The 18,829-nt window shown below is 56.0% G+C and carries 17 protein-coding genes; 7 read left to right on the top strand and 10 right to left on the bottom strand.

Going from position 1 to position 18,829, the window contains the following annotated elements; genetic code table 11:
* The first annotated feature begins 42 nt into the window (after positions 1-42).
* On the top strand, positions 43-1,395 hold the full coding sequence (locus IPM39_05850; GenBank protein ID MBK8985590.1) for a UTP--glucose-1-phosphate uridylyltransferase: 1,353 nt from the start codon (positions 43-45) through the stop codon (positions 1,393-1,395).
* A gap of 126 nt (positions 1,396-1,521) precedes the next feature.
* On the opposite strand, the gene IPM39_05855 is transcribed toward IPM39_05850, so the two are convergent.
* From IPM39_05855 to ppk1, 4 genes are all read right to left on the bottom strand, one after another.
* A complete protein-coding gene (locus IPM39_05855; protein MBK8985591.1) occupies positions 1,522-1,950 on the bottom strand; it encodes a hypothetical protein in 429 nt (142 codons plus the stop codon).
* Between the two features lie 29 nt (positions 1,951-1,979).
* A complete protein-coding gene (locus tag IPM39_05860) occupies positions 1,980-2,216 on the bottom strand; it encodes an NYN domain-containing protein (protein MBK8985592.1) in 237 nt (78 codons plus the stop codon).
* 136 nt (positions 2,217-2,352) lie between these two features.
* Entirely contained in the window at positions 2,353-2,796 is a 444-nt protein-coding gene (locus IPM39_05865) for a universal stress protein (GenBank protein ID MBK8985593.1), read from the bottom strand.
* A gap of 48 nt (positions 2,797-2,844) precedes the next feature.
* Positions 2,845-5,112: a polyphosphate kinase 1 gene (ppk1, locus tag IPM39_05870; protein ID MBK8985594.1), complete on the bottom strand. Its 2,268-nt coding sequence runs from the start codon at positions 5,110-5,112 to the stop codon at positions 2,845-2,847.
* Between the two features lie 146 nt (positions 5,113-5,258).
* Between ppk1 and map the strand changes: the two genes are divergently transcribed.
* On the top strand, positions 5,259-6,029 hold the full coding sequence (map, locus tag IPM39_05875; GenBank protein MBK8985595.1) for a type I methionyl aminopeptidase: 771 nt from the start codon (positions 5,259-5,261) through the stop codon (positions 6,027-6,029).
* Here the strand turns inward: map and IPM39_05880 are convergent.
* Positions 6,026-7,156, bottom strand: coding sequence for an AI-2E family transporter (locus IPM39_05880; protein MBK8985596.1), 1,131 nt, complete (start codon positions 7,154-7,156; stop codon positions 6,026-6,028). The genes map and IPM39_05880 overlap by 4 nt on opposite strands.
* A 473-nt stretch (positions 7,157-7,629) precedes the next feature.
* Here IPM39_05880 and IPM39_05885 point away from each other — a divergent pair, with 473 nt between their 5' ends.
* Positions 7,630-8,250 carry a LysE family transporter gene (locus IPM39_05885; protein ID MBK8985597.1) on the top strand — a complete coding sequence of 207 codons (621 nt, stop codon included), beginning with the start codon at positions 7,630-7,632 and terminating at the stop codon, positions 8,248-8,250.
* Positions 8,251-8,262: 12 nt separating this feature from the next.
* Here IPM39_05885 and IPM39_05890 read toward each other — a convergent pair whose 3' ends face one another.
* Positions 8,263-9,243, bottom strand: coding sequence for a hypothetical protein (locus IPM39_05890; protein ID MBK8985598.1), 981 nt, complete (start codon positions 9,241-9,243; stop codon positions 8,263-8,265).
* A gap of 264 nt (positions 9,244-9,507) precedes the next feature.
* Between IPM39_05890 and IPM39_05895 the strand changes: the two genes are divergently transcribed.
* On the top strand, positions 9,508-10,470 hold the full coding sequence (locus IPM39_05895) for an aldo/keto reductase (GenBank protein MBK8985599.1): 963 nt from the start codon (positions 9,508-9,510) through the stop codon (positions 10,468-10,470).
* Between the two features lie 21 nt (positions 10,471-10,491).
* Here IPM39_05895 and IPM39_05900 read toward each other — a convergent pair whose 3' ends face one another.
* Positions 10,492-11,565 carry a winged helix-turn-helix transcriptional regulator gene (locus tag IPM39_05900; protein MBK8985600.1) on the bottom strand — a complete coding sequence of 358 codons (1,074 nt, stop codon included), beginning with the start codon at positions 11,563-11,565 and terminating at the stop codon, positions 10,492-10,494.
* 169 nt (positions 11,566-11,734) lie between these two features.
* Positions 11,735-11,977: a hypothetical protein gene (locus IPM39_05905; GenBank protein ID MBK8985601.1), complete on the bottom strand. Its 243-nt coding sequence runs from the start codon at positions 11,975-11,977 to the stop codon at positions 11,735-11,737.
* 378 nt (positions 11,978-12,355) lie between these two features.
* On the opposite strand from IPM39_05905, the gene IPM39_05910 reads away from it, so the two are divergent.
* On the top strand, positions 12,356-14,095 hold the full coding sequence (locus tag IPM39_05910) for a PQQ-binding-like beta-propeller repeat protein (protein MBK8985602.1): 1,740 nt from the start codon (positions 12,356-12,358) through the stop codon (positions 14,093-14,095).
* 233 nt (positions 14,096-14,328) lie between these two features.
* Here IPM39_05910 and IPM39_05915 read toward each other — a convergent pair whose 3' ends face one another.
* Together IPM39_05915 and IPM39_05920 are read right to left on the bottom strand one after the other, a co-directional pair.
* Positions 14,329-14,469 carry a hypothetical protein gene (locus IPM39_05915; protein MBK8985603.1) on the bottom strand — a complete coding sequence of 47 codons (141 nt, stop codon included), beginning with the start codon at positions 14,467-14,469 and terminating at the stop codon, positions 14,329-14,331.
* Positions 14,450-16,069, bottom strand: a complete 1,620-nt coding sequence (locus tag IPM39_05920; GenBank protein ID MBK8985604.1) for a methylcrotonoyl-CoA carboxylase — start codon at positions 16,067-16,069, stop codon at positions 14,450-14,452. Before IPM39_05920 ends, IPM39_05915 begins: the two co-directional genes overlap by 20 nt.
* Positions 16,070-16,335: 266 nt before the next feature.
* Between IPM39_05920 and IPM39_05925 the strand changes: the two genes are divergently transcribed.
* Both IPM39_05925 and IPM39_05930 read left to right on the top strand, forming a co-directional pair.
* Positions 16,336-17,823 (top strand): hypothetical protein, encoded by a 1,488-nt coding sequence (locus IPM39_05925; GenBank protein ID MBK8985605.1) that lies wholly within the window; start codon positions 16,336-16,338, stop codon positions 17,821-17,823.
* 468 nt (positions 17,824-18,291) lie between these two features.
* Complete coding sequence (locus tag IPM39_05930) at positions 18,292-18,828, top strand: hypothetical protein (protein ID MBK8985606.1); 537 nt, start codon at positions 18,292-18,294, stop codon at positions 18,826-18,828.
* Position 18,829 lies beyond the last annotated feature (1 nt).

Consider the following 18,829-nt stretch of genomic DNA (forward strand, 5'->3'; position numbering starts at 1 on the left):
AGGAGATTTCTCATGGCCGACTTCACGCCATTTGCGGAACGGATGCAGGCTGCGCGCCAGCCCAGGGTGTTTATTGAGGCTTTTGCCGATTATTACGCACAGTTGGCCGAGGGCCATACCGGGCTGATTGCCGAGGCGGACATTGAACCGGTGAAGAAGCTGCCGGACTTAGAGAGTTTTCCGGCGAAGCAGGCTTTGTTGGGCAAGCGGGCGTTGGCGAAAACGGCCGTTATCAAACTCAACGGTGGCTTAGGAACCAGCATGGGGCTGGAACAGGCCAAATCTTTGCTGCCCGTCAAAAACGACCTCACCTTCCTGGACATCATCGCCCGCCAATCTATCAAATCCAACGTCCCGTTGACCCTGATGAACAGCTTTGCCACCGAAAGCGATTCCCTACGGGCGCTGCAATTCTACAATGATCTGAATCGGCGTACGCTCCCCCTCAGTTTTTTGCAGCACAAACAGCCCAAAATTGTGCAAGCCGACCTCTCCCCGGCAAGCTGGCCGCAAGACCCTGGTCTGGAATGGTGTCCACCGGGACACGGCGACATTTACACGGCCCTGGTCACGCGCGGCGCGCTCAGCGCCCTGCTGTCGCAGAACATGGAATATGCCTTCGTCTCCAACGCCGATAACCTGGGCGCGGTGATAGATCTGAGCATCCTGGGCTATATGGTTGAAAACAACATCCCCTTCCTGATGGAAGTAGCCGACCGCACCGAGATGGACAAAAAAGGCGGCCACCTGGCCCAGCGCGCCGACGGCCAGCTTTTGCTGCGCGAATCGGCGCAGTGCCCGCCGGAGGACAAAGCAGCCTTTCAAGACATCGGCCGTCATCGCTACTTCAACACCAACAATTTGTGGATACACCTGCCGTCGCTGCGCCAACTGATGTTAACGCGCAGTAACAAATTAGGCCTGCCCATGATCCGTAACAGCAAGACTGTAGACCCCCGCGACCCTGATTCTACGCCGGTTTTCCAACTGGAAACAGCCATGGGGTCGGCCATTGCTGTCTTTTCCAACTCCCAGGCGGTGCGCGTGCCGCGCTCGCGCTTTGCGCCGGTCAAAAAAACCGATGATCTGCTGGCGGTGCGCTCCGACGCCTACAGCCTGACCGGTGATTTCCACGTAATTCCCAACCCGGATCGGATTTACCCAAATGTTTTGGTCGAGTTGGACCCGGCGCATTACCAGTTTATCAATGACCTGAACGAGCGGTTCCATTTTGGACCGCCCTCGCTGGTGAATGCGCGCAGCTTTGTGGTGCAGGGAGATTTTCGTTTTGGCAAGGATGTGGTGTGCAAGGGGGATGTGCGGCTGATCAATGAATCGGGGCAGCGCAAGTTTATTGCCGATAACACGGTGTTGGAGGGCGAAATTCGGTTTTAGTATACTTCACGAGCTAACTGGCGGAGTCTTTGGTCATCCGGCTGCGGAGCGAAGTCTCGTCAGAATGACATCTTTTTTGCCAGCGTTGTCTGGCAAAAGATGTAGTTCCTGACTAATACAGAAAGTTTACTTTTTACGGCCGTCTGAACGAAACAGATTCAGCCACGCTTCCACTTCGTCGGCTTCCAGCCTGTCTTCGCTGTCGTCTTTGACGACACGTAGGCGGGCTGGTTTTTTAGGGGCGTCTGGTTGGGCTGCCGGGGGTGGTGGCGCCGTGGTTGGTTTGGGTCTGGCTTTGGGCCGTTCTGGGACCGGGCCAAATAGATCCAGCCATTCCTGGACTTCGGCCTCGCTGACTCTGGGATCGGTGGGCTTGGGCGGGGATACGGCCGTTCCCTTTTCCGGCTCTTTTTCCGCTAACGGTTCCTTAGGCGCAGTAACCGGCGCAAAGCCCATCCGCGCAATAAACTGCTCCGACTGCAAAAAACGAATGCGCTGCATTTGGGCGGCGCGGATAATTTCCCGGTCGCTGGTCACCAGGCTATAGCCCCCCAAATTTTTGAGCGTTTTTAAATGGCCGATGATCAGGAATCGGCCGTCTGGCCGGAAGGGGCAAAAATCACTTTCAGGCCGCGGCTGGACAGTCGATTGACGTGCCCGCCGGGCACACCGCCATCAAAAAACAGTGTCACCTGGCGCTGTTTGCTTTCGGCGACCCAGCTTTTCAGGCGCATGACCAGACGTACCTCATCGTTGGGGTCTTCTAAGGAAATATCCGGCATTTTGCCGATGAGGTTGTGGCCGTCAATGATGTAGTGCATAGGTGGTTAGCCGTGACCAGTATTTAGTGACCAGTGTTCAGTCGGTGTTACCTCTGGAAAACGCGCACTGAACACTGAACACTGAATACTGAATACTGAACACTGAATACTGAATACTGAATACCGGATACAGCTACTAGCTAGAACGGATAAGCAGCAAAGGCTGCTGCGCGCGTTGCAGCACGCCGGTGGCCGTGCTGCCAAAAATAACGCGAGACAACCCGCTGCGGCCGTGGCTGGCCATCGCAATCAGCTCCACGTTTTCTTCCTCAGCGACCTCGATAATCGTCTCTGCAACCACGCCGCGTTCGCTGCGGCTGCGAGCAGTGATGCCCAGCTCTTGCAGTTGGGCGCATTTCTGCGCCAGATAGGTTTCCGCGTCAGCCATCTGGCGGGCGACCAGGTGTTCAGACTCGAACGAGGTCAGTGGGTCGTAGGGGCTGATCAGAACGATCTCGCGCTCAACCACTTGCAGCAATATGACCGACGCCTGATTGCACAGCGCCATCTCGGTCACATGCGGCAAAATGGCTTCGGCGCGTTCCGAACCATCCAGTGGGACCAAAATTTTTTTATACATATTTGACTCCCGTGAACCAGTAATTAACCCGAACGATGAATACCCCCATCAATATCGCTTATTCTTTTCCTTTTTACTGCGTTTACGCGCCTGTTTCATGAGCAGTTCGTGGAAGTTGCGTTCTGGCTCGTCGGGGGCGGGGTGGCGCAGGGTGTAACGGCCGTCGGCGTGCAAATCCCAGGCCAGGTAGTTGTCGCTCAGGGCCATTTCCAGCAGGGCGACTAGACGCTGCTGCAAGGCTGGCTCCTCTATGGGCGTGATCAGTTCCACCCGGTCATTGAGGTTGCGCGCCCGCCAGTCGGCGCTGCCGACATACAGGCGCGGCGCGCCATTGTTGTGGAAGTAGAAGACGCGGTCATGCTCCAAAAAGCGACCCAAAATGCTGATAACACGAATGTTTTCGCTGTAACCCGGCAGACCGGGGCGCAGCTGGCAGTGCCCACGCAAGATGAGGTCTATTTGCACGCCGGCCTGCGCCGCCGCGTACAACTCGCGGATCATCTTCACGTCGTCCAGGGCATTCATTTTGGCGATGATACGGCCGTTGCCAAACCGCGCCACATTGTCAATCTCCTGCTGAATCAGGTCCGTAAACGCCTGACGCATGTAGCGGGGAGCCAGCAACAGCCGCTCATACTGCTGGCCCGGCGCATACCCCGTGAGAAAATGGAACAGGTTCACCATGTCCCGCCCGATGGCCGGGTCACACGTCAGCAGGCCCAAATCGGTGTAAAGCCGCGCCGTTTTAGGATGGTAGTTGCCCGTGCCAATGTGCGAATAGATGCGCAGCCCGTCCTGCTCCTGGCGCACCACCAGCGTGGCTTTGGTATGGGTTTTCAGTCCAACCAGGCCATAGGTCACATGCACGCCGGTGGTTTCCAACTGCTGCGCCCATTCGATGTTGTTGGCCTCGTCGAAACGGGCTTTCACTTCCACCAGCACGGCCACTTGTTTGCCGTTTTCGGCCGCCCGTTTCAGGGCGGCCACAATGGGCGATTCATCCGATGTGCGGTAAAGGGTTAGTTTGATGGCTAACACCTGGGGATCAACGGCCGCTTCTTCCACCAGACGCTGCACGCTGGCGGTGAATGACTCGTAAGGGTGGTGGACCAGCAAATCCCCCTTGCGAATGATGGCGAAGATGTCTTTGCTGTTCTTGGATTCGTTTTCGCGTAGCAAACGGGATGGCGTAACAGGTTCCCACGGTTCATCGCGGAATGCAGGTTTGTTGATGGCGGCGATGGCAAAGCAATCTGTCAGGTTGATCAGGCCATTGACCTCGTACACGTCTTCGTTTTGTAGATTCAGTTCACGGATGAGCAGACGGCGGTTGTAATCGGGCATGTCGTGGTCTACTTCCAACCGCACCACAGAGGCAAAGCGCCGCTGTCGCAGTTCAGCCGAAATCATTTTCAGCAAATCATCAGCCTCTTCTTCGTCGCGCAGCAGGTCGGCGTTGCGGGTGATGCGGAAGGGGTGGACGTTGACGATCTCCATGCTGGGGAATAAGTCGCCGGCGTGGTGGGCGATCAACTGTTCCACCGGCAGAAAGTATTGGCAGTTGGGTTGGGTGTGGGGTGGATCGGCCGGGACGTGAATCCAGCGTTGGGGGGGTGACTTCAGGCGGGCAAAATGAATGGTGTCTTGTGCTGGATTGCGCAGAATAACGGCCAGCGATAGGCTGAGGTTGGAGATGAAGGGAAAGGGGTGGCCGGGATCAACGGCCAATGGGGTGAGGATGGGGTGGATTTCGGCGTGAAAATAGGCGGCTAGTTTCTCTTTTTGCCGGCCGCTGAGGTCGGCGTAATCCTGGATGACAATGCCGGCTTGCTGGCGCAGGGCGGGTTTTAGGACCTGTTCCCAGGTTTCGGTCATGGTGCGGTGCATGGTGATGATGGCCTGGCGTAGGAGGATGAGTTGTTGGTTGGGGGTACGGCCGTCGGCCGACAACGTCCGTACTCCGGCAGCGTCCAACTGTTTCAGGGCGCCCACCCGTTTTTGGATAAACTCGTCCAGGTTGCTGGCGGTAATCGCCACAAACTTCACCCGTTCCAGCAGTGGGACGCGCTCGTCCAGAGCCAGGTGGAGGACGCGCCAGTTAAAATCTATCCAGCCAAGTTCCTGGTTGAAGTAAAGCGACGGATGTTTCAGGCTGGCGTTTTCTGGTACCTCTTGCGGCCTGACAGCCCAGGGAATGGAGAGGGGTTGTTGGGGCGCTTCTGGGTTGTTGGCAGTGGGCGTGGGTGGCGGAGAGGATACGGCCGTGTCCCCTGCCTGCACCCCTTCCTCTGTTCGTTGCAAATCATGTGTGGTCATAGGTATCTCGTCTGATCCGACTCGTTTTTAGTATGGCAAAAAAGAGGACGCAATGTTAGTGATAAATGTCATGCTTCATGCCCCTGGTTTCTTTGTGTGTTATACTCGCGCCACCTGTACTACTTGAATTGAAGGAGAAACTACCCATGCGGGGTCGTCTTAAAAATGAACGAGAAATCGCCAAAATGCGTGTCTCCGGGCGCATGGTGGCTGAATGTTTTGCATTGCTCCAGGAAAATATCAAACCTGGCGTTAGTTTGCGAGTCCTGGACCAGCTTGCTGAAAATTATATTCACAAACAAGGCGCCGAGCCATTATATAAAGGATATCAGGGCAGCGCCGCTGATCATCCACCCTTTCCGGGCGTTATCTGCGCTTCGGTAAACCATGAAATTTGTCACGGCCTGCCCAACGACCGCTTTCTGAAGGAAGGCGACGTGGTGGGCATTGACATTGGCCTGCGCTACAAGGGGTACTGCGGCGATGCCTGCGTCACTTTTCCGGTAGGTAAAGTAGCGCCGGCAACCGAGCATTTGTTAGCCGTTGGTCAGGAAGCGCTGCGGGTCGGCATTGAAGCGGCTCAGCCGGGCAATTACCTCAACGACATTGGTCAGGCAATCCATGATTATGCCGATTCGCAGCATGTGTCGGTGGTGCGGGAATGGGGCGGGCACGGGCTGGGGCGTGTGCTGCACGAGCCGCTGTCTATCTCCCATGTGCGGCAAGCAACGCGCGGACCTCAGCTTCGTCCGGGAATGACCTTCACCATTGAGCCGATGATTAATGCGGGCACGCATGAATGGGTGCTGCTCAAAGATGGTTGGACGGTGATCACCGCCGATGGGTCGCTGTCGGTGCAGTTTGAACACAGCCTGGCAATTACCCGGCATGGGCCAGAAATTCTGACGCGGCTTTAGTGGGGGTTGGCCGGTTCGGGAATTGTGTCTTGGGTATCGGATACATTCTCTGGGGCTGGTGGCCAGGGGGGAATGTCCATGATTTTGGCGTGGAGGTAGCGGCCGACGACGGCCGTTGACCCCATCACCGGCACAATCATCAACGCCGCCAAAATGCCGGCCAAAGACAACGAAGCAATGATGGCCACAAACACCACGCCAGGGTGGATGTTCATAGATTGTCCCATCACGCGCGGCCGCAGCCAGATATTTTCCAACATTTGCACCAGGCTGAAAATAGCCAGTACCAACAGCATAAACCACAACGGCGAGATAGGTAGAAAAGACGAACCGGCAAAATAGGCCACAATGGCCGCTGCCACCATGACAAATGCCGGGCCAATGGTCAAAATCACGTCAAAAATGGCTGCCAAAACGCCAAATGGCAGCGCTCCTGGCATGCCAACCATAAGCAGCAGCACGCCTGTCATGACGCCAACAATGAAGGAAAGGCGCAGTTGGCCGCGCAGGTAGCGCTGCCATACATCCCGTATTTCCTGGTAGAGGCGGTGCGCGTCACCTGTGTAATCGGCTGGAACCAGACTGATGAGCCAATCGCGCAGCCGGGGCCAATCTTGCAGCAGATAATAGGTGGTAACCAAAATCACTAAAATCCAACCGAGATTGGTGGATGCAGCGCGCAGCCATTCGATCACAATATCTGGGCGGACAAATTCGGCGGATATGGCTGACGCGCTTTCTACCAGAGCTGCCAGGGTAATCTGGTAGCCAAAGAAAGAAATAGGGTTCGAGAGCTGTTCTTCTATCCTGGGGGTTATTTGCTGTATCACATCTTCTAATTCGATGGCCAGATTGCCGATCTGGTTGGGCGCTAACAGGGCCAGAGTGGCCGCAGCGCCGACAATGGCTGCGAAGGCCGTGAGATAAACGATGAGTACCGACCAGGGGCGTTTGACCTTGTTGTAACTGTTGACCAGGGTGACGGCGGGGTTGAGCACATAGGCCAACAGCGCCGAAATTGCCATAGGCGCGATCAGGTTGCTGGCGGCTACTACCAGGGCCACGATGGTAATGAGTACCAATATCAAGACAAGATAACGGGTTGTTTTACTCCAGCTTTTACTCATAGATAGTCTGTGGGTTGTTTCATTTCAGTTAGAGGGACAGTGGATTGGCAGGATTTACAGATTTACTTCTCGACCGGTTTCAGCGGCGAATCCTATAGATCCGTGTTCACCGCCCTCTTTATTTTAACGCCAGAGAAAGGGTTGAACTTCTGGCTTAGCAGTCAACTGCTGACAGTATCTACGTCTTTTGTCAGGCAATGCTGACAAAAGACTTGTCAGAATGACAAGTCTTCGAAGAAGAATGATTCTCTGAGCTTTCCTGTGGCATACGAAAGGAGATTCTTCGCTCTGAAGCCGGATGGTCGAAGACTCCGCTCAGGCTTGTCCTAAGTAATTGTCTAAGAATAACTTCCTGTTTTTTAGATTGGACCAATCTCCAAGATTGGTCCAATCTGGGCTATGTAATTTCACTAAGAGAATACCAATATTACGGCTTTTACTCAAATTGGGTTGCGGCTGAAAAGGGAGGAGATGTGTGGGTTTATTTATCGCAGGGGTTGGTATTGGGGTTTTCGGCGGCGGCGCAGCCGGGGCCGTTTCAGGCATATTTGTTGTCGCAGACGATGCGGAATGGGTGGCGGCGCACGTTGTCGGCGGCGTTTGCCCCGCTGATTAGTGATGGTCCCATCATTTTGCTGGTTTTGTTGGTGTTAACGCGCACGCCGGATTGGTTTTTGAATGGGATGCGGCTGTTGGGTGGTCTGTTTTTGTTGTATCTGGCGTGGGGGGCGTTTCAGGCGTTTCAGGCGGGGCAGGGGGTGGCGGTGACGGGAGACACGGCCGTTTCTCACAGCGTCTTCAAAGCGGCCCTGATGAATGCCCTTAGCCCCAACCCCTACATCTTTTGGGGAACCATTGGCGGTCCCATTCTCATCACCGCCTGGCGGCAGTCGCCGGCCTGGGGGGCGAGCTTTTTGCTGGGGTTCTATGGCACGTTGATCGGCGGATTTATCGCCTTCATCGCGCTGTTTGCCGTGACAAAAAGGCTGGACGACCGCTTGAGCCGGGTATTGAGCGGCGTATCGGCGTTGGCGCTGCTGCTGTTTGGCCTGTACCAATTGTGGTCTGGTGCGTTTGGCCTGGTTGGGAGTTGAAACTAGGCGTTGTTATTCTCCGTTGTGGTGGACGTGCTGTACGTGATTCTTGTCCACCGATTTGACCAGTGAGGCCATGGAATAGATGAGCGAGCCGCCATGTTGGTCCAGGATACGCAGCCGCTCCAGCTCGGCCAGGCGCTCCATGTCGTCTGGGCTAAACTGGCTGACCACCAGGCGTAATTGTTCCAGCGCTTTGACGGCCGTCATTGTTTGCAGTTCGCGCTCGTGGGCTGCTTTTAAGGCATCCTCCACCTCTTGGGGCATAGTAATCGGGCCTATTTTGGTATCTACTGCGCTAATTTCTGGGAAACCAATGCCCTGAACGCGGCGGCTCACTTCCTCCCGCAGTTCTTTCTCCAGGTTTTTGATGGCATCCAGTTGGTACAGCTCGGCCACGCTTTTCTGCTCGACGATGTAGCGCAAGGAATGGACAACCCGGCCGCTGATCATGTTGCCAGAAAATTGGGGCAGCCCACGCGCCAACTTAAACTCCAGCCCTGGCCGGATGAGGACGGGGTCCATCAGATAGCCAAGGGACCAGTCAATGCGCAGTGGGATGCCTTCTTTGGTGCGCAGGCCGTCGGTATGCCCTTTGGCTGTTTGCGGCCGTTTGCTGATATGGTCCTGGACCTTTTCCTGGAGTGGATTGATGAAATGATGATAGGGGTGGTGGTTAAAAAACAGCCGGTTCATCAATCGGGTGGTGTGCAGGTTGAACGGCCGTCCGGGGGCAATCGGGCCGCTGGGCTTGGAATCAATGAAGTAGGCGAAATTATTGGTGTGCCGGTAGAAGATGACCGCCACAGCCATCTCGTCTACGACGATCTGCCCGGCCTGGAAAAACAGCCCGGCCGCCAGCGCCAGCCATAAGAGCAGAATCAAAAGGATGGCGATGGGCAACGGCCAATCTAACAAGACGAAGACGGCCGTAACTCCCGCCAGCGTCATTAACAAATAGCTGATGACCATAATGATGGACTGACGTGACATGTTTCCTCCCTGAGTGTGTGGCGTGAACCAAAACTTGCGAATCTATGACATGGCAAACCAGATTCGAATTGTGACTTGACACACCGGCAAGTTTAGCATAGTTTCGCCCACTTTCGCTACGGGACTTTAGTCGTAACTAAGCGTTCGGCCGTCGGCGGGGCAGCTCCGATTGTTTCTGTTACACTCCGGTCTATTCCCTGTTGGTCTACCGACTGGTACAGTGTCAGCCAACCAATAACCTATTCAGTTACGAGGAAAAAAGCAGTGCATAACAACAAGCGCCATTTAGGACAATCGCCGATTCAAATCACCCCAATTGGGTTGGGGGCCTGGCAGTTTTCTGAGGGTCAGGGCTTTACCGGGTTTGTATGGGATTCATTAACGGCCGAGGATACGGCCGAGATCGTTAAGGTGACTTTAGCCGGGGGAATCAACTGGTTTGATACGGCCGAAATATATGGTAACGGCCGTTCCGAACGCGGTCTGGCGCGGGCATTGCAGCAGGCCGGGCAAAACAATGGCGATGTCGTCGTCGCCACCAAATGGAATCCCCTCCTGCGCCGCGCCAATTCTATCGGCCAAACCATCCATGAACGGATTAACAATCTGGCGCCTTACGCCATAGACCTGCACCAGGTCCACAACCCGGCTTCCTTTTCGACGCCCGAAGCGGAAATGGATGCCATGGCCGATTTGTTGGAAACGGGCCAGATTCGCGCCGTTGGCGTTAGCAATTTCCCGGCCAAAATGATGGTGCGCGCCCATGACCGCCTCTACCAGCGCGGCCATTTTTTGGCGTCTAACCAGATGAAATACAGCCTGTTGGACCGGCGCATCGAGCGTAATGGTGTGCTGGAATGGGCTAAAAAGCTGGGGATTACCATCATCGCCTATTCGCCGCTGGAGATGGGTTTGTTGTCGGGCAAATTTCACGCCAACCCGGAATTGTTGGACGGCCGTCCACGCGGCCGTCGTCTGCAACTGCGCCGCAAAATCGAACAAAGCCGCCCGTTGGTAGAGGGCTTAACGGCCGTTGCCGCGCAGCATGGCGTCTCTACGTCTCAGGTGGCCCTCAACTGGCTGATCAACTTCCACGGCGAAACAATCGTCGCCATTCCCGGAGCCAGCAAACCGCGCCACGCCCAGGAAAACGCCGGAGCAATGGCCTTTAGCCTCAGCCCGGCCGAGATGAGCCAGATCGATCAGTTATCACGTCAATTTCTTTAGAAAACCTGGCAGCTCTATTGGTTAATCGTCGGTCAGCCCTTTATCCAGATACAATGTCAGCAAGGCAAAGGCTTCATCAATCGCTTCGCGCCGCGCCTGGTACTGCTTCCCTTCATGTTCCAGGGTCAGGTGAACCAGCCGGGCCAGGCGTAAGGCGTGCAAATGATGGACGACAGTGGGTGGGCGCAGCCGCAAGCGGCGCGCCAATTCCGCCGGGGTTAACGGCTCTTCAGAGAGATAGCGCAAAATACGCAGCCGCGTCGGATCGGCCAGCGCCTTCAAGGTTTGGAAGAGGACATCGGGAACCATCGCTCCTGGGACCAATGAAGCGTCATCTGGGCGACCGCCAAAAAGAAAGATAGCCCGCCCTTCATCAATTTTGCCCATGATCAGCAGCGGGTCCACCCAGAATGAAGGCGCCAGAATCAACTCTGCCACCTCCATTTCTTCGGTCAGACGCACGCCCTGAGAAAGCGCCTCGATTAATTCGGGCAGTTCCAGCGTAGCGGCTAAATTTTGGGCGCGCAGCAAAGCGCTTTCCAGCGCCGGCCGGATGCGCGTCTCTTCCTCAGCAAAAAAAACTTCCTGGTATACCCGCAAACCGGCCAACAAGCCCTCGCCAAATTCCGCTCCCAGCGCGCATAAATTAAGCATGTTGACTGCTTTTTCTTTAATTTCTTTTGGCGGCAACTTCGCGCCCCAATGCGCCTGGTAGCCGATTTGTATCTGCCTTAGATCCTCCTCATTCCAGGCGCCACGAGCGGCCACTGCTCGCATCAATTCGCGGCTGTCGGCCGGTGTGAAGGGTGATTGGATGAAGATTTCCAGCCGGTCCTGCGCTGGCATGGTCGCCAGCGTTTGAATGACCACATCGCCATTCTTGGGCGCGGGCAGTGTATAAATCCAGTGCAGCGGCCAGTTGATGGTTGCTACGATGGTTTGCAGCGCGTCGCGCTCGGCGGCCGGCAAGCGAGAGCGCACGCCGGCCGCCCAGGCGCCGCGCAGGCCAAATTTGTCTGGATTGTGCAGCACATCCAGGCTGATGAACATGTCGTAAGCTGTGCCAATGTCCCAAAGCAGTGTTGGCGTCCGCATGGCTTTCTTTTACCTCTATGAAAATCCCCAAGAGCCTCTTTCTATTATGCTTCCATTGTAGCAAGAAACGTTTGTTCCTGTTAGCCATTGGCCGGTATTTGGGGTGGGAGCGTGGAGTGCGCGGGCTTCCTGCCAGTGTTTGGAAGCCCGCGCTTAGGGGTGGGGAGTGTCAGGCGTCGCAGCGCATGTTGGTGGGGGTTGGTAAGGACGTAACGGCCGTACTCGCCTGCGCCTTTTCTTTTAGCGCTGAGCCAAGCGTGATAAAAAACTGGCCGCTGCCCATGAATACTCTATCGCGCCACGTTTTTTCTACCGACTCGGCTAAGACCGGGTATGGCGCTGGTTTTGGCGGGTTGACCGGGTAACTGAACGGGCTAAAAAAGTCATTTTTGTTCGGATTTTCTAAAAACATCGTAAACTCCATTTCTGGCAACCGACTCGTCACCAGAACAAAACACGTTAGAGATTTATCTAATATGTTAGATGATTGTCTAATACATTAGATGATAATCTAATATCATGCGCTTGTCAAGAGCCTTTTTTCAATTTTTCAATGGATTGGTGAGTTCCTCTTGACATGTCAGCCCTATACCGATTATCTTTACGCACAGCATATGATTAGACCTGACGGGTTTCCCAAACCGTGTCAGCTCAAGATGGAATCTAATTTTTCAGACCTAAATAACGTCTAGGAATAGCTTCCTGTTTTTTAGATTGGTCCAATCTGGGCCATGTAATTTCTAGATGAACACTAAAGGTGTCTGAGTTTTTGTAAAAGGAACCCAAACCCATGTTGAAAGCGCTTAATTGTCCCTCTTGTCATGCCAGCCTCGATCTGCCGGAAACTCTGACGCAGCCGACCATTAAATGCCCGTATTGCAACACGACGGCCATTGTGCCAGAAGAATTACGCCACAGCGGCAAAGGGTTGGCCGCCACCACCGACGCTGACAAAATCCTTGAGGAAGTGCTGCAGTTAATTCTGAACGATGAAAAAATCGAGGCCATCAAACGCTACCGCGAATTTTTCCGCGTGGATCTAAAAACTGCCAAAGATTCGGTGGAGGCGTTGGAAATGGGTTGGAGCGAGCAGGCGGCTGTCGGCGTTAACATCAACCCGTCGGTGCAAAAAAGCGCTGGCTGCGCTGGCGGCTTTTTTGTGTTTATAGCACTCCTGGTATTGGTTATTGGTGGCGCTGGCGCATTTCTCTATTTGATGGCGGCTCCAACCGAGAGCACTATCAGCGAGGCCATCAGCATTATTTCCCAGGAAGTGGGGCAGGGGGCCATCGTGCCCAGCAATGTGCGTTTGAATGGGCCGGAACTGCTGCTGCCGGTGGGCGACGGCCGTTTAGCCGATGTCGCCTATACCAGCCGTGACTTTGATGAGGAAACGATGTGGGTGAGTTACTTTGACGGAGCTGCTGGCGTCACGCGCTGGCGCAGCGCCTCGTTTGCCGATAAGTTAGGCGCGCAATCCCTGTATGCCGATGAGCAGTATATTTATTACATCAGCGACAACAAGTTGACGGCGCTGAACCGCAGCGACGGCCGTACCGTCTGGCAAACCACCCTCAGCGACCGCCTACCCTACACCTGTACCAATACCTGCATCTTGTCGTTTGGCGATCGGTTGGTAGTACAAACGCTGGATAACAAACTGCACGGCCTGAACAGCGCCACTGGCGAGGTGGTGTGGGATACGGGCCTGGACCTGTCGTCGCCGCGCGGGCTGTGGCGGGTGGGCGAATGGACGGCCGTTCTCACCGACAACGCCGACAATGGTGGTGGCCTGGACTTGTTCGAGCCGGCCAACGGCCGTCTGGCGCAGCGCATCGAACCGCGCTGCGATCATCCCAACTTCTCCGACCAGGAACCTTCCTTTACCGATCCCATTTTGGTGGATGAAACAGACCAGAGCGTCTACTTCATCTTCGGCTTTTTTAATCCGCTGTGCATCCAAAAATGGAACTACGCCACCAACACCCAGGCGTGGAACACATTCATAGACAAGGGCTTACCCCCCAGTGACGCCGTGTTTACCCAGGACGCCAACAATCTCTACTACAATACCGGCGACCGCCAGGTGGTGGCTGCCGCTAAAAGCGATGGTGCGGTACGGCCGTTAATCGAAGATGCGGCCTATTATCTGCTGCCGCAAACCACGCGCAGCAATGTGTTACTGGTCAAAACGATTCGTTCGGTGGGCAGCCGCCGGGAAGAATTGTGGGGCGTAGACGTAAGCAGCGGCGGCGCTTTGTGGAAATTTGTGCCCCAGGCTGATAAAGAGATGGCAGTTGGTTCGCTCGATGTGGTCCATGCCAGCAGCCCTGGTTATTGGACAGCCCAGCCTTCACTCAGCGGCGTTCGTTTGCTGCAAGCGCGGCAAGACCCTACGCGCCTGGTTTTGGAGACGTTGGGCCTGCGCGACGGCGCCAGCAGCGGCCAAAAGAGCTGCCCATCCTGGCTACGACTGCCTCGTCCTATTGGTTTTCGCTCATTGGCTGGGATGGTGATGTGGCCTGGGTAGAGGTTGATTTGAGCCAGATTTGGGCTGTGGATACGGCCACGGGCGAAATCATCACCCGCGTTCGCTGACCAATCCTTCGGCAAGCTCAGGACCAATCGTTAATCTCCCGGCGTTCTTGTTGCCCGATATAGATTAACGATTCCAGGTCTTCGCTGTCCTGGGGCCGGTGCAGCCAACGCCTCTTCAAGCCATGGTTGGCTGCCGATTAACAGGTCAATTTCCACGCCATCGGGTCACTGTAAGATGTACCTGGGAATGGACAAAGGCTGCAACACTTTGTAACCGGCCGATTTCAGACGCAAGAGTACGGCCGTTTCGTCTTCGGCGCGAATCAAAATATCCAGACACCTGCCATTACATGCGGAACGTCCCATAACGGCCGTCTCCCATTCCCACGTTTAACGTCACCGAAAACGACAGGGCCAGGGCTTGCCGCGTTTGCGCCGGGTCCAGGATGCCATCGTCCCACAGGCGGGCAGTGGCATAATAGGGGCTGCTTTCATGGGCGTACTTCTCCAAGATGGGGCGCTTAAATTCGGCGGCGGCGGCGGCAACGGCCGTTTCGCTGCGGTCGGCCAACTTGCTGATGACACGATCCTGGCCCACCGTCCACAACGTATTGGCTGCGCTGTCGCCGCTCATCACGCTGATGCGGCTGTTGGGCCAGGTGAAGAGAAAGCGCGGGTCGTAAGCGCGGCCGCTCATGCCATAGTTGCCCGCCCCGTGGCTGACCCCATGGAACAGGGTGATGCGCGGCACATTGACGGTGGACACGGCCGTTACCATCTTCGCCCCATCTTTGGCAATCCCGCCATTCTCATACTGCTGCCCCACCATAAAGCCGGTGATGTTCTGCATAAACAACAGCGGCGTGCCCCGCTGCCCGCACAGTTGAATAAAATGACTCGCCTTCAGCGCCGATTCGCTGAACAACAGCCCATTATTAGCCACAATGCCTACCGGAATGCCCATGATGTGGGCAAAGCCGCACACAACCGTCGTGCCGTAACGCGCCTTAAACTCGCTCAGACGCGAGCCATCCACCAGCCGGGCAATCACCTCGCGCACGTCGAACTGCTGGCGGTGGTCGGCGGGCAGCACGCCGTATAGTTCATCCGGGTCATAGGCCGGGTCTTCGCCTGGCTGCATCACCACCGGCATGGTTTTGCGCCGGTTGAGATGGCTGATCGTTTCGCGCACGCGGGCCAGGGCCTCGGTTTCGTCGTTGGCGAAATGGTCGGCCACGCCGCTGAGCCGGGTATGCACATCGGCCCCGCCCAGCGCTTCGGCGGACACTTCTTCGCCGGTGGCCGCCTTCACCAGCGGCGGCCCGGCCAGAAAGATGGTGCCATTCTCGCGCACGATGATCGTCTCATCGGACATGGCCGGGATGTAGGCCCCGCCGGCCGTGCAAGAGCCAAGCACAGCCGAAATCTGCGGAATGCCCTTGCCCGACATGCGGGCGATGTTGTAAAAAATCCGGCCAAAATGGTCTCGGTCGGGGAACACATCGGCTTGCAGGGGCAGGAACGCGCCGCCAGAATCCACCAGGTAGATGCAGGGAATCTCATTTTCTTCGGCGATGGTTTGGGCACGGACGTGCTTTTTCACCGTTTCCGGGAAGTAGGTCCCGCCTTTCACCGTCGGGTCGTTGGCGATGATCATGCACTCCAACCCCTCCACGCGCCCCACGCCGGTGACGATGCCCGCGCCGGGCGCTTCGCCATCGTACATCGCCCAGGCGGCCAGGGGCGACAGTTCCAGGAAAGGGCTGTTGTCGTCTAAAATGGCTTCGATGCGCTCGCGGACCAGCAGTTTGCCCCGTTGGCGCTGCCGTGCGATGGTGGCCGACGGCCGTTCCGCCGCCGCCTGTTTTTGCCGTTCGTGGAGCTGTTCGGCCAAGGCTTTGTTATGGGCGTAATTGGTCTGATAATCGCTGCTGTTGGTATGCAGGTGACTGACAAGTTGGCTCATGGGATTTTCCTGTCTGACGTGTTGAATTGTGAGTATGGCAATTATAACGGAATTGGGCATGGTTCAAAGGACCTGGGATCCGTAATCAGTATTCCGTAATCAGTAATCAGTATTCTGTAGGACGCGGCCTTTGGCAAATGCTAACGGTATACGGTATACGGACTTCGGTTCATGGCTGTTACATTGTCCTTTGGGGGATTGCCGGCACGGGCATTCTCCAGTACCATGATGACGTTATCCGCTTATAGATGATGGTAGGTGAAACCATGATACAAGCAGCCCACTGCCCGAACTGTGGCGCAAAACTGGTATTTGGTGGCGACGGCCGTTCCCGTCTGTGCGAACGGTGTGGCTACAAGGAAACCATCCACAAACAACTCCCGCCGCCCGACGAGCTGGTACGCGGTCTGAAATTCGCCGCCCAATTCGCCGGGGCTGCCGCCGAGCCGCATACGTTTCAGAACAACGGCCGTCTGCTGTTGGCCCAGGCCAGGGGCGCTGTCAACGAAGGCGCCCGTGACGAGGCGTATTACTGCCTGGAAAAAGTGCTGCACACCGACGCCAACGACCATCAGTGCGCCGAAGCGTGGTTGTTGTTGAGCCAGGTGTACAGCGCGCCCGAAGAGCGCCGTGTGTGTCTGGAGCAAGCCCTCATCCACGAACCCAACAACCCGTTAGCCCGGCGCGGATTGGCGATTTTAGACGGCCGTCTTCACCAGGCCGACATCATAGACCCCAACAAAGTGGCTGCGGCCGCGCCGGCCGACCCCCAGGCGGTTCAGGCCGAGCAGTTTCAATGCCCGCGCTGCGCCGCCCGCATGAACTACACACCAGATGGCCGGGCGCTGGTCTGTACGTTTTGCCGCTACCGCCAGGAATTGGACGAGACCGCGGCCGCAGTGAACCATTATGGACTGGGCGGCGGCGAACAAGACTTCATCGCTGTGCTGGCGACGGAGAAAGGGCATGTGCCGCCGGTTGCCATGCGCGCCTTCCACTGCATGGGCTGCGGCATCGAGTTTGTCCTGGGACCGGCCACCTTGTCCCTAACCTGTCCTTACTGCGATTCGGTGTACGTGACTGAAGCGGCCGAAACGCAGGAAATCCACCCGCCCCAGGCGCTCATCCCCTTTTCCATCACTGAAGATGAGGTAAAAATGGCGCTGCGGACCTGGTTTAAGGCGCATAAAGTTGAGCGGCCGCGCCTTTCGCCCATCGTCGGCGTGTATGCGCCAGTCTGGACCTTCGACGTGGGTGGCGAGATTCGCTGGCAGGGCAAAATGCGCCGCAGCGAGGAATGGATTGTTGTTTCCGGCGGCAAACAGCTTTTATTGGATGATGTGTTGGTCCCGGCGACCAATAAACTGCCCCAGGCGCTGATGGGTATTTTATACAGTTTTGCCCTGGATGGCCTGGTCGCCTACGACGCGCGCTTTCTGGCCGACTGGCCGGCTGAACGGTACCAACTTACCCTGGCGGAAGCCTCCTTGCGGGCACGCAAACAGGTGTTGAACGATTTTCGCAAACGGCCGTATGAAATCACCCGCGGCGAACCGGTTAGCGATCTATCGTTCAACTCCAGCGGCATGGTGGTCGAGTCGTTTAAACTCATCCTGCTGCCCGTCTGGATGATTCATTACAAACTGGAGGATAAGGTTTACGATGTGGTGGTGAATGGGCAAAACGGCCGTGTCCAGGGCCAATCGCCACAAATGACCGTTCAGAAGCTCTTCTCCTGGCTCAAAGGCGGCTAAACCCACCCTTCGCCGCCCGCCGCACACCATGGTTTGTTGCCAGCAATGCCAATGATGAACCTGCTCGTAGGGGCGGTACAGGCGGACCAATGTCTCGGCCATTCGCCAACACCTCTGCCGCCGCCTGTCTCGCCCGGTGCAGGCGAAAATGGGTGAGACGGCGCGAGAAAATGCCATCCGCTGCGGCTGTTACCTGTCCGCGCCGTCCCTCCCCTCCCCTCCCCTACCACAATTGGGGATTGCCCCGGCTTGTTGCCAAATTGATCGTGTGACATTTGCAAATCGAGGTATAATCCGTTCGCAGGTTATTAACAAGATGTACAGATATTGCCGAGGTAAATGTTCGATTTAGGCTATCTGGAGCATTGTTTTCATTCCCACTCCCAATTCTGCACGTCCAGTTTTAGCCTGGAGCTGACCGCGTAACAGTGTGTTCGTTCGAGTTATCAAACGATTGAGGAGATGCACATGTCACCAACAAGTTTGCGTTCCAAAACGGATGTAGTCGTGATTGGTTTGTTTTTGACGCTGTCTGTTGTGGCTTTTTTAGGCGCATTATCCACTATCATGCTTTCATTGGTAAATCCACAAGCGCCGTTTTATGATTTGGGGCCGTTCTTCTTTGGCCTGTCTCTGGCTGCTGGCGGCAGCGCGGCAATGGTCGCCATGCGCGGCCGTTACCAGATTGTCTGGCCGATTTTGTTGATCACCATCGTCTTGTGGATGATGGGGGCTGTCATCCTTTCCTTTGGTTTGTCGGCTGTCTTTTATTATGACCAACGGGTTGATTTTGACACCAACGTTGGCTACGTGGTGGGCTTGTGCATTGGCCCCGGGCTGTTGTTGGCGGCCATCGGGCAGTTGTTATATGGTTTTGAGGCGTGGCGCGGCATGAAGCAGCGGCGGGAAGGGTGGTATACGGCCGTTTCCGCCAACGACCTCACCCCCGACTGGCTGAAGTCCTTGAAAGCCGCCGAAAGAGCCAGACTTAACTACGATGAATAAC

It is taken from the genome of Candidatus Leptovillus gracilis (genome assembly GCA_016716065.1).
Taxonomy (GTDB): Bacteria; Chloroflexota; Anaerolineae; order Promineifilales; family Promineifilaceae; genus Leptovillus; species Leptovillus gracilis.

Coding starts and splice junctions, on each gene's coding strand:
- IPM39_05850 (MBK8985590.1), top strand. CDS start 43: ATGCAGGCTGCGCGCCAGCCCAGGGTGTTTATTGAGGCTTTTGCCGAT.
- IPM39_05860 (MBK8985592.1), bottom strand. CDS start 2,216: ATGCACTACATCATTGACGGCCACAACCTCATCGGCAAAATGCCGGAT.
- IPM39_05865 (MBK8985593.1), bottom strand. CDS start 2,796: ATGTATAAAAAAATTTTGGTCCCACTGGATGGTTCGGAACGCGCCGAA.
- ppk1 (MBK8985594.1), bottom strand. CDS start 5,112: ATGACCACACATGATTTGCAACGAACAGAGGAAGGGGTGCAGGCAGGG.
- map (MBK8985595.1), top strand. CDS start 5,259: ATGCGGGGTCGTCTTAAAAATGAACGAGAAATCGCCAAAATGCGTGTC.
- IPM39_05880 (MBK8985596.1), bottom strand. CDS start 7,156: ATGAGTAAAAGCTGGAGTAAAACAACCCGTTATCTTGTCTTGATATTG.
- IPM39_05890 (MBK8985598.1), bottom strand. CDS start 9,243: ATGTCACGTCAGTCCATCATTATGGTCATCAGCTATTTGTTAATGACG.
- IPM39_05900 (MBK8985600.1), bottom strand. CDS start 11,565: ATGCGGACGCCAACACTGCTTTGGGACATTGGCACAGCTTACGACATG.
- IPM39_05905 (MBK8985601.1), bottom strand. CDS start 11,977: ATGTTTTTAGAAAATCCGAACAAAAATGACTTTTTTAGCCCGTTCAGT.
- IPM39_05910 (MBK8985602.1), top strand. CDS start 12,356: ATGTTGAAAGCGCTTAATTGTCCCTCTTGTCATGCCAGCCTCGATCTG.
- IPM39_05915 (MBK8985603.1), bottom strand. CDS start 14,469: ATGGGACGTTCCGCATGTAATGGCAGGTGTCTGGATATTTTGATTCGC.
- IPM39_05920 (MBK8985604.1), bottom strand. CDS start 16,069: ATGAGCCAACTTGTCAGTCACCTGCATACCAACAGCAGCGATTATCAG.
- IPM39_05925 (MBK8985605.1), top strand. CDS start 16,336: ATGATACAAGCAGCCCACTGCCCGAACTGTGGCGCAAAACTGGTATTT.
- IPM39_05930 (MBK8985606.1), top strand. CDS start 18,292: ATGTCACCAACAAGTTTGCGTTCCAAAACGGATGTAGTCGTGATTGGT.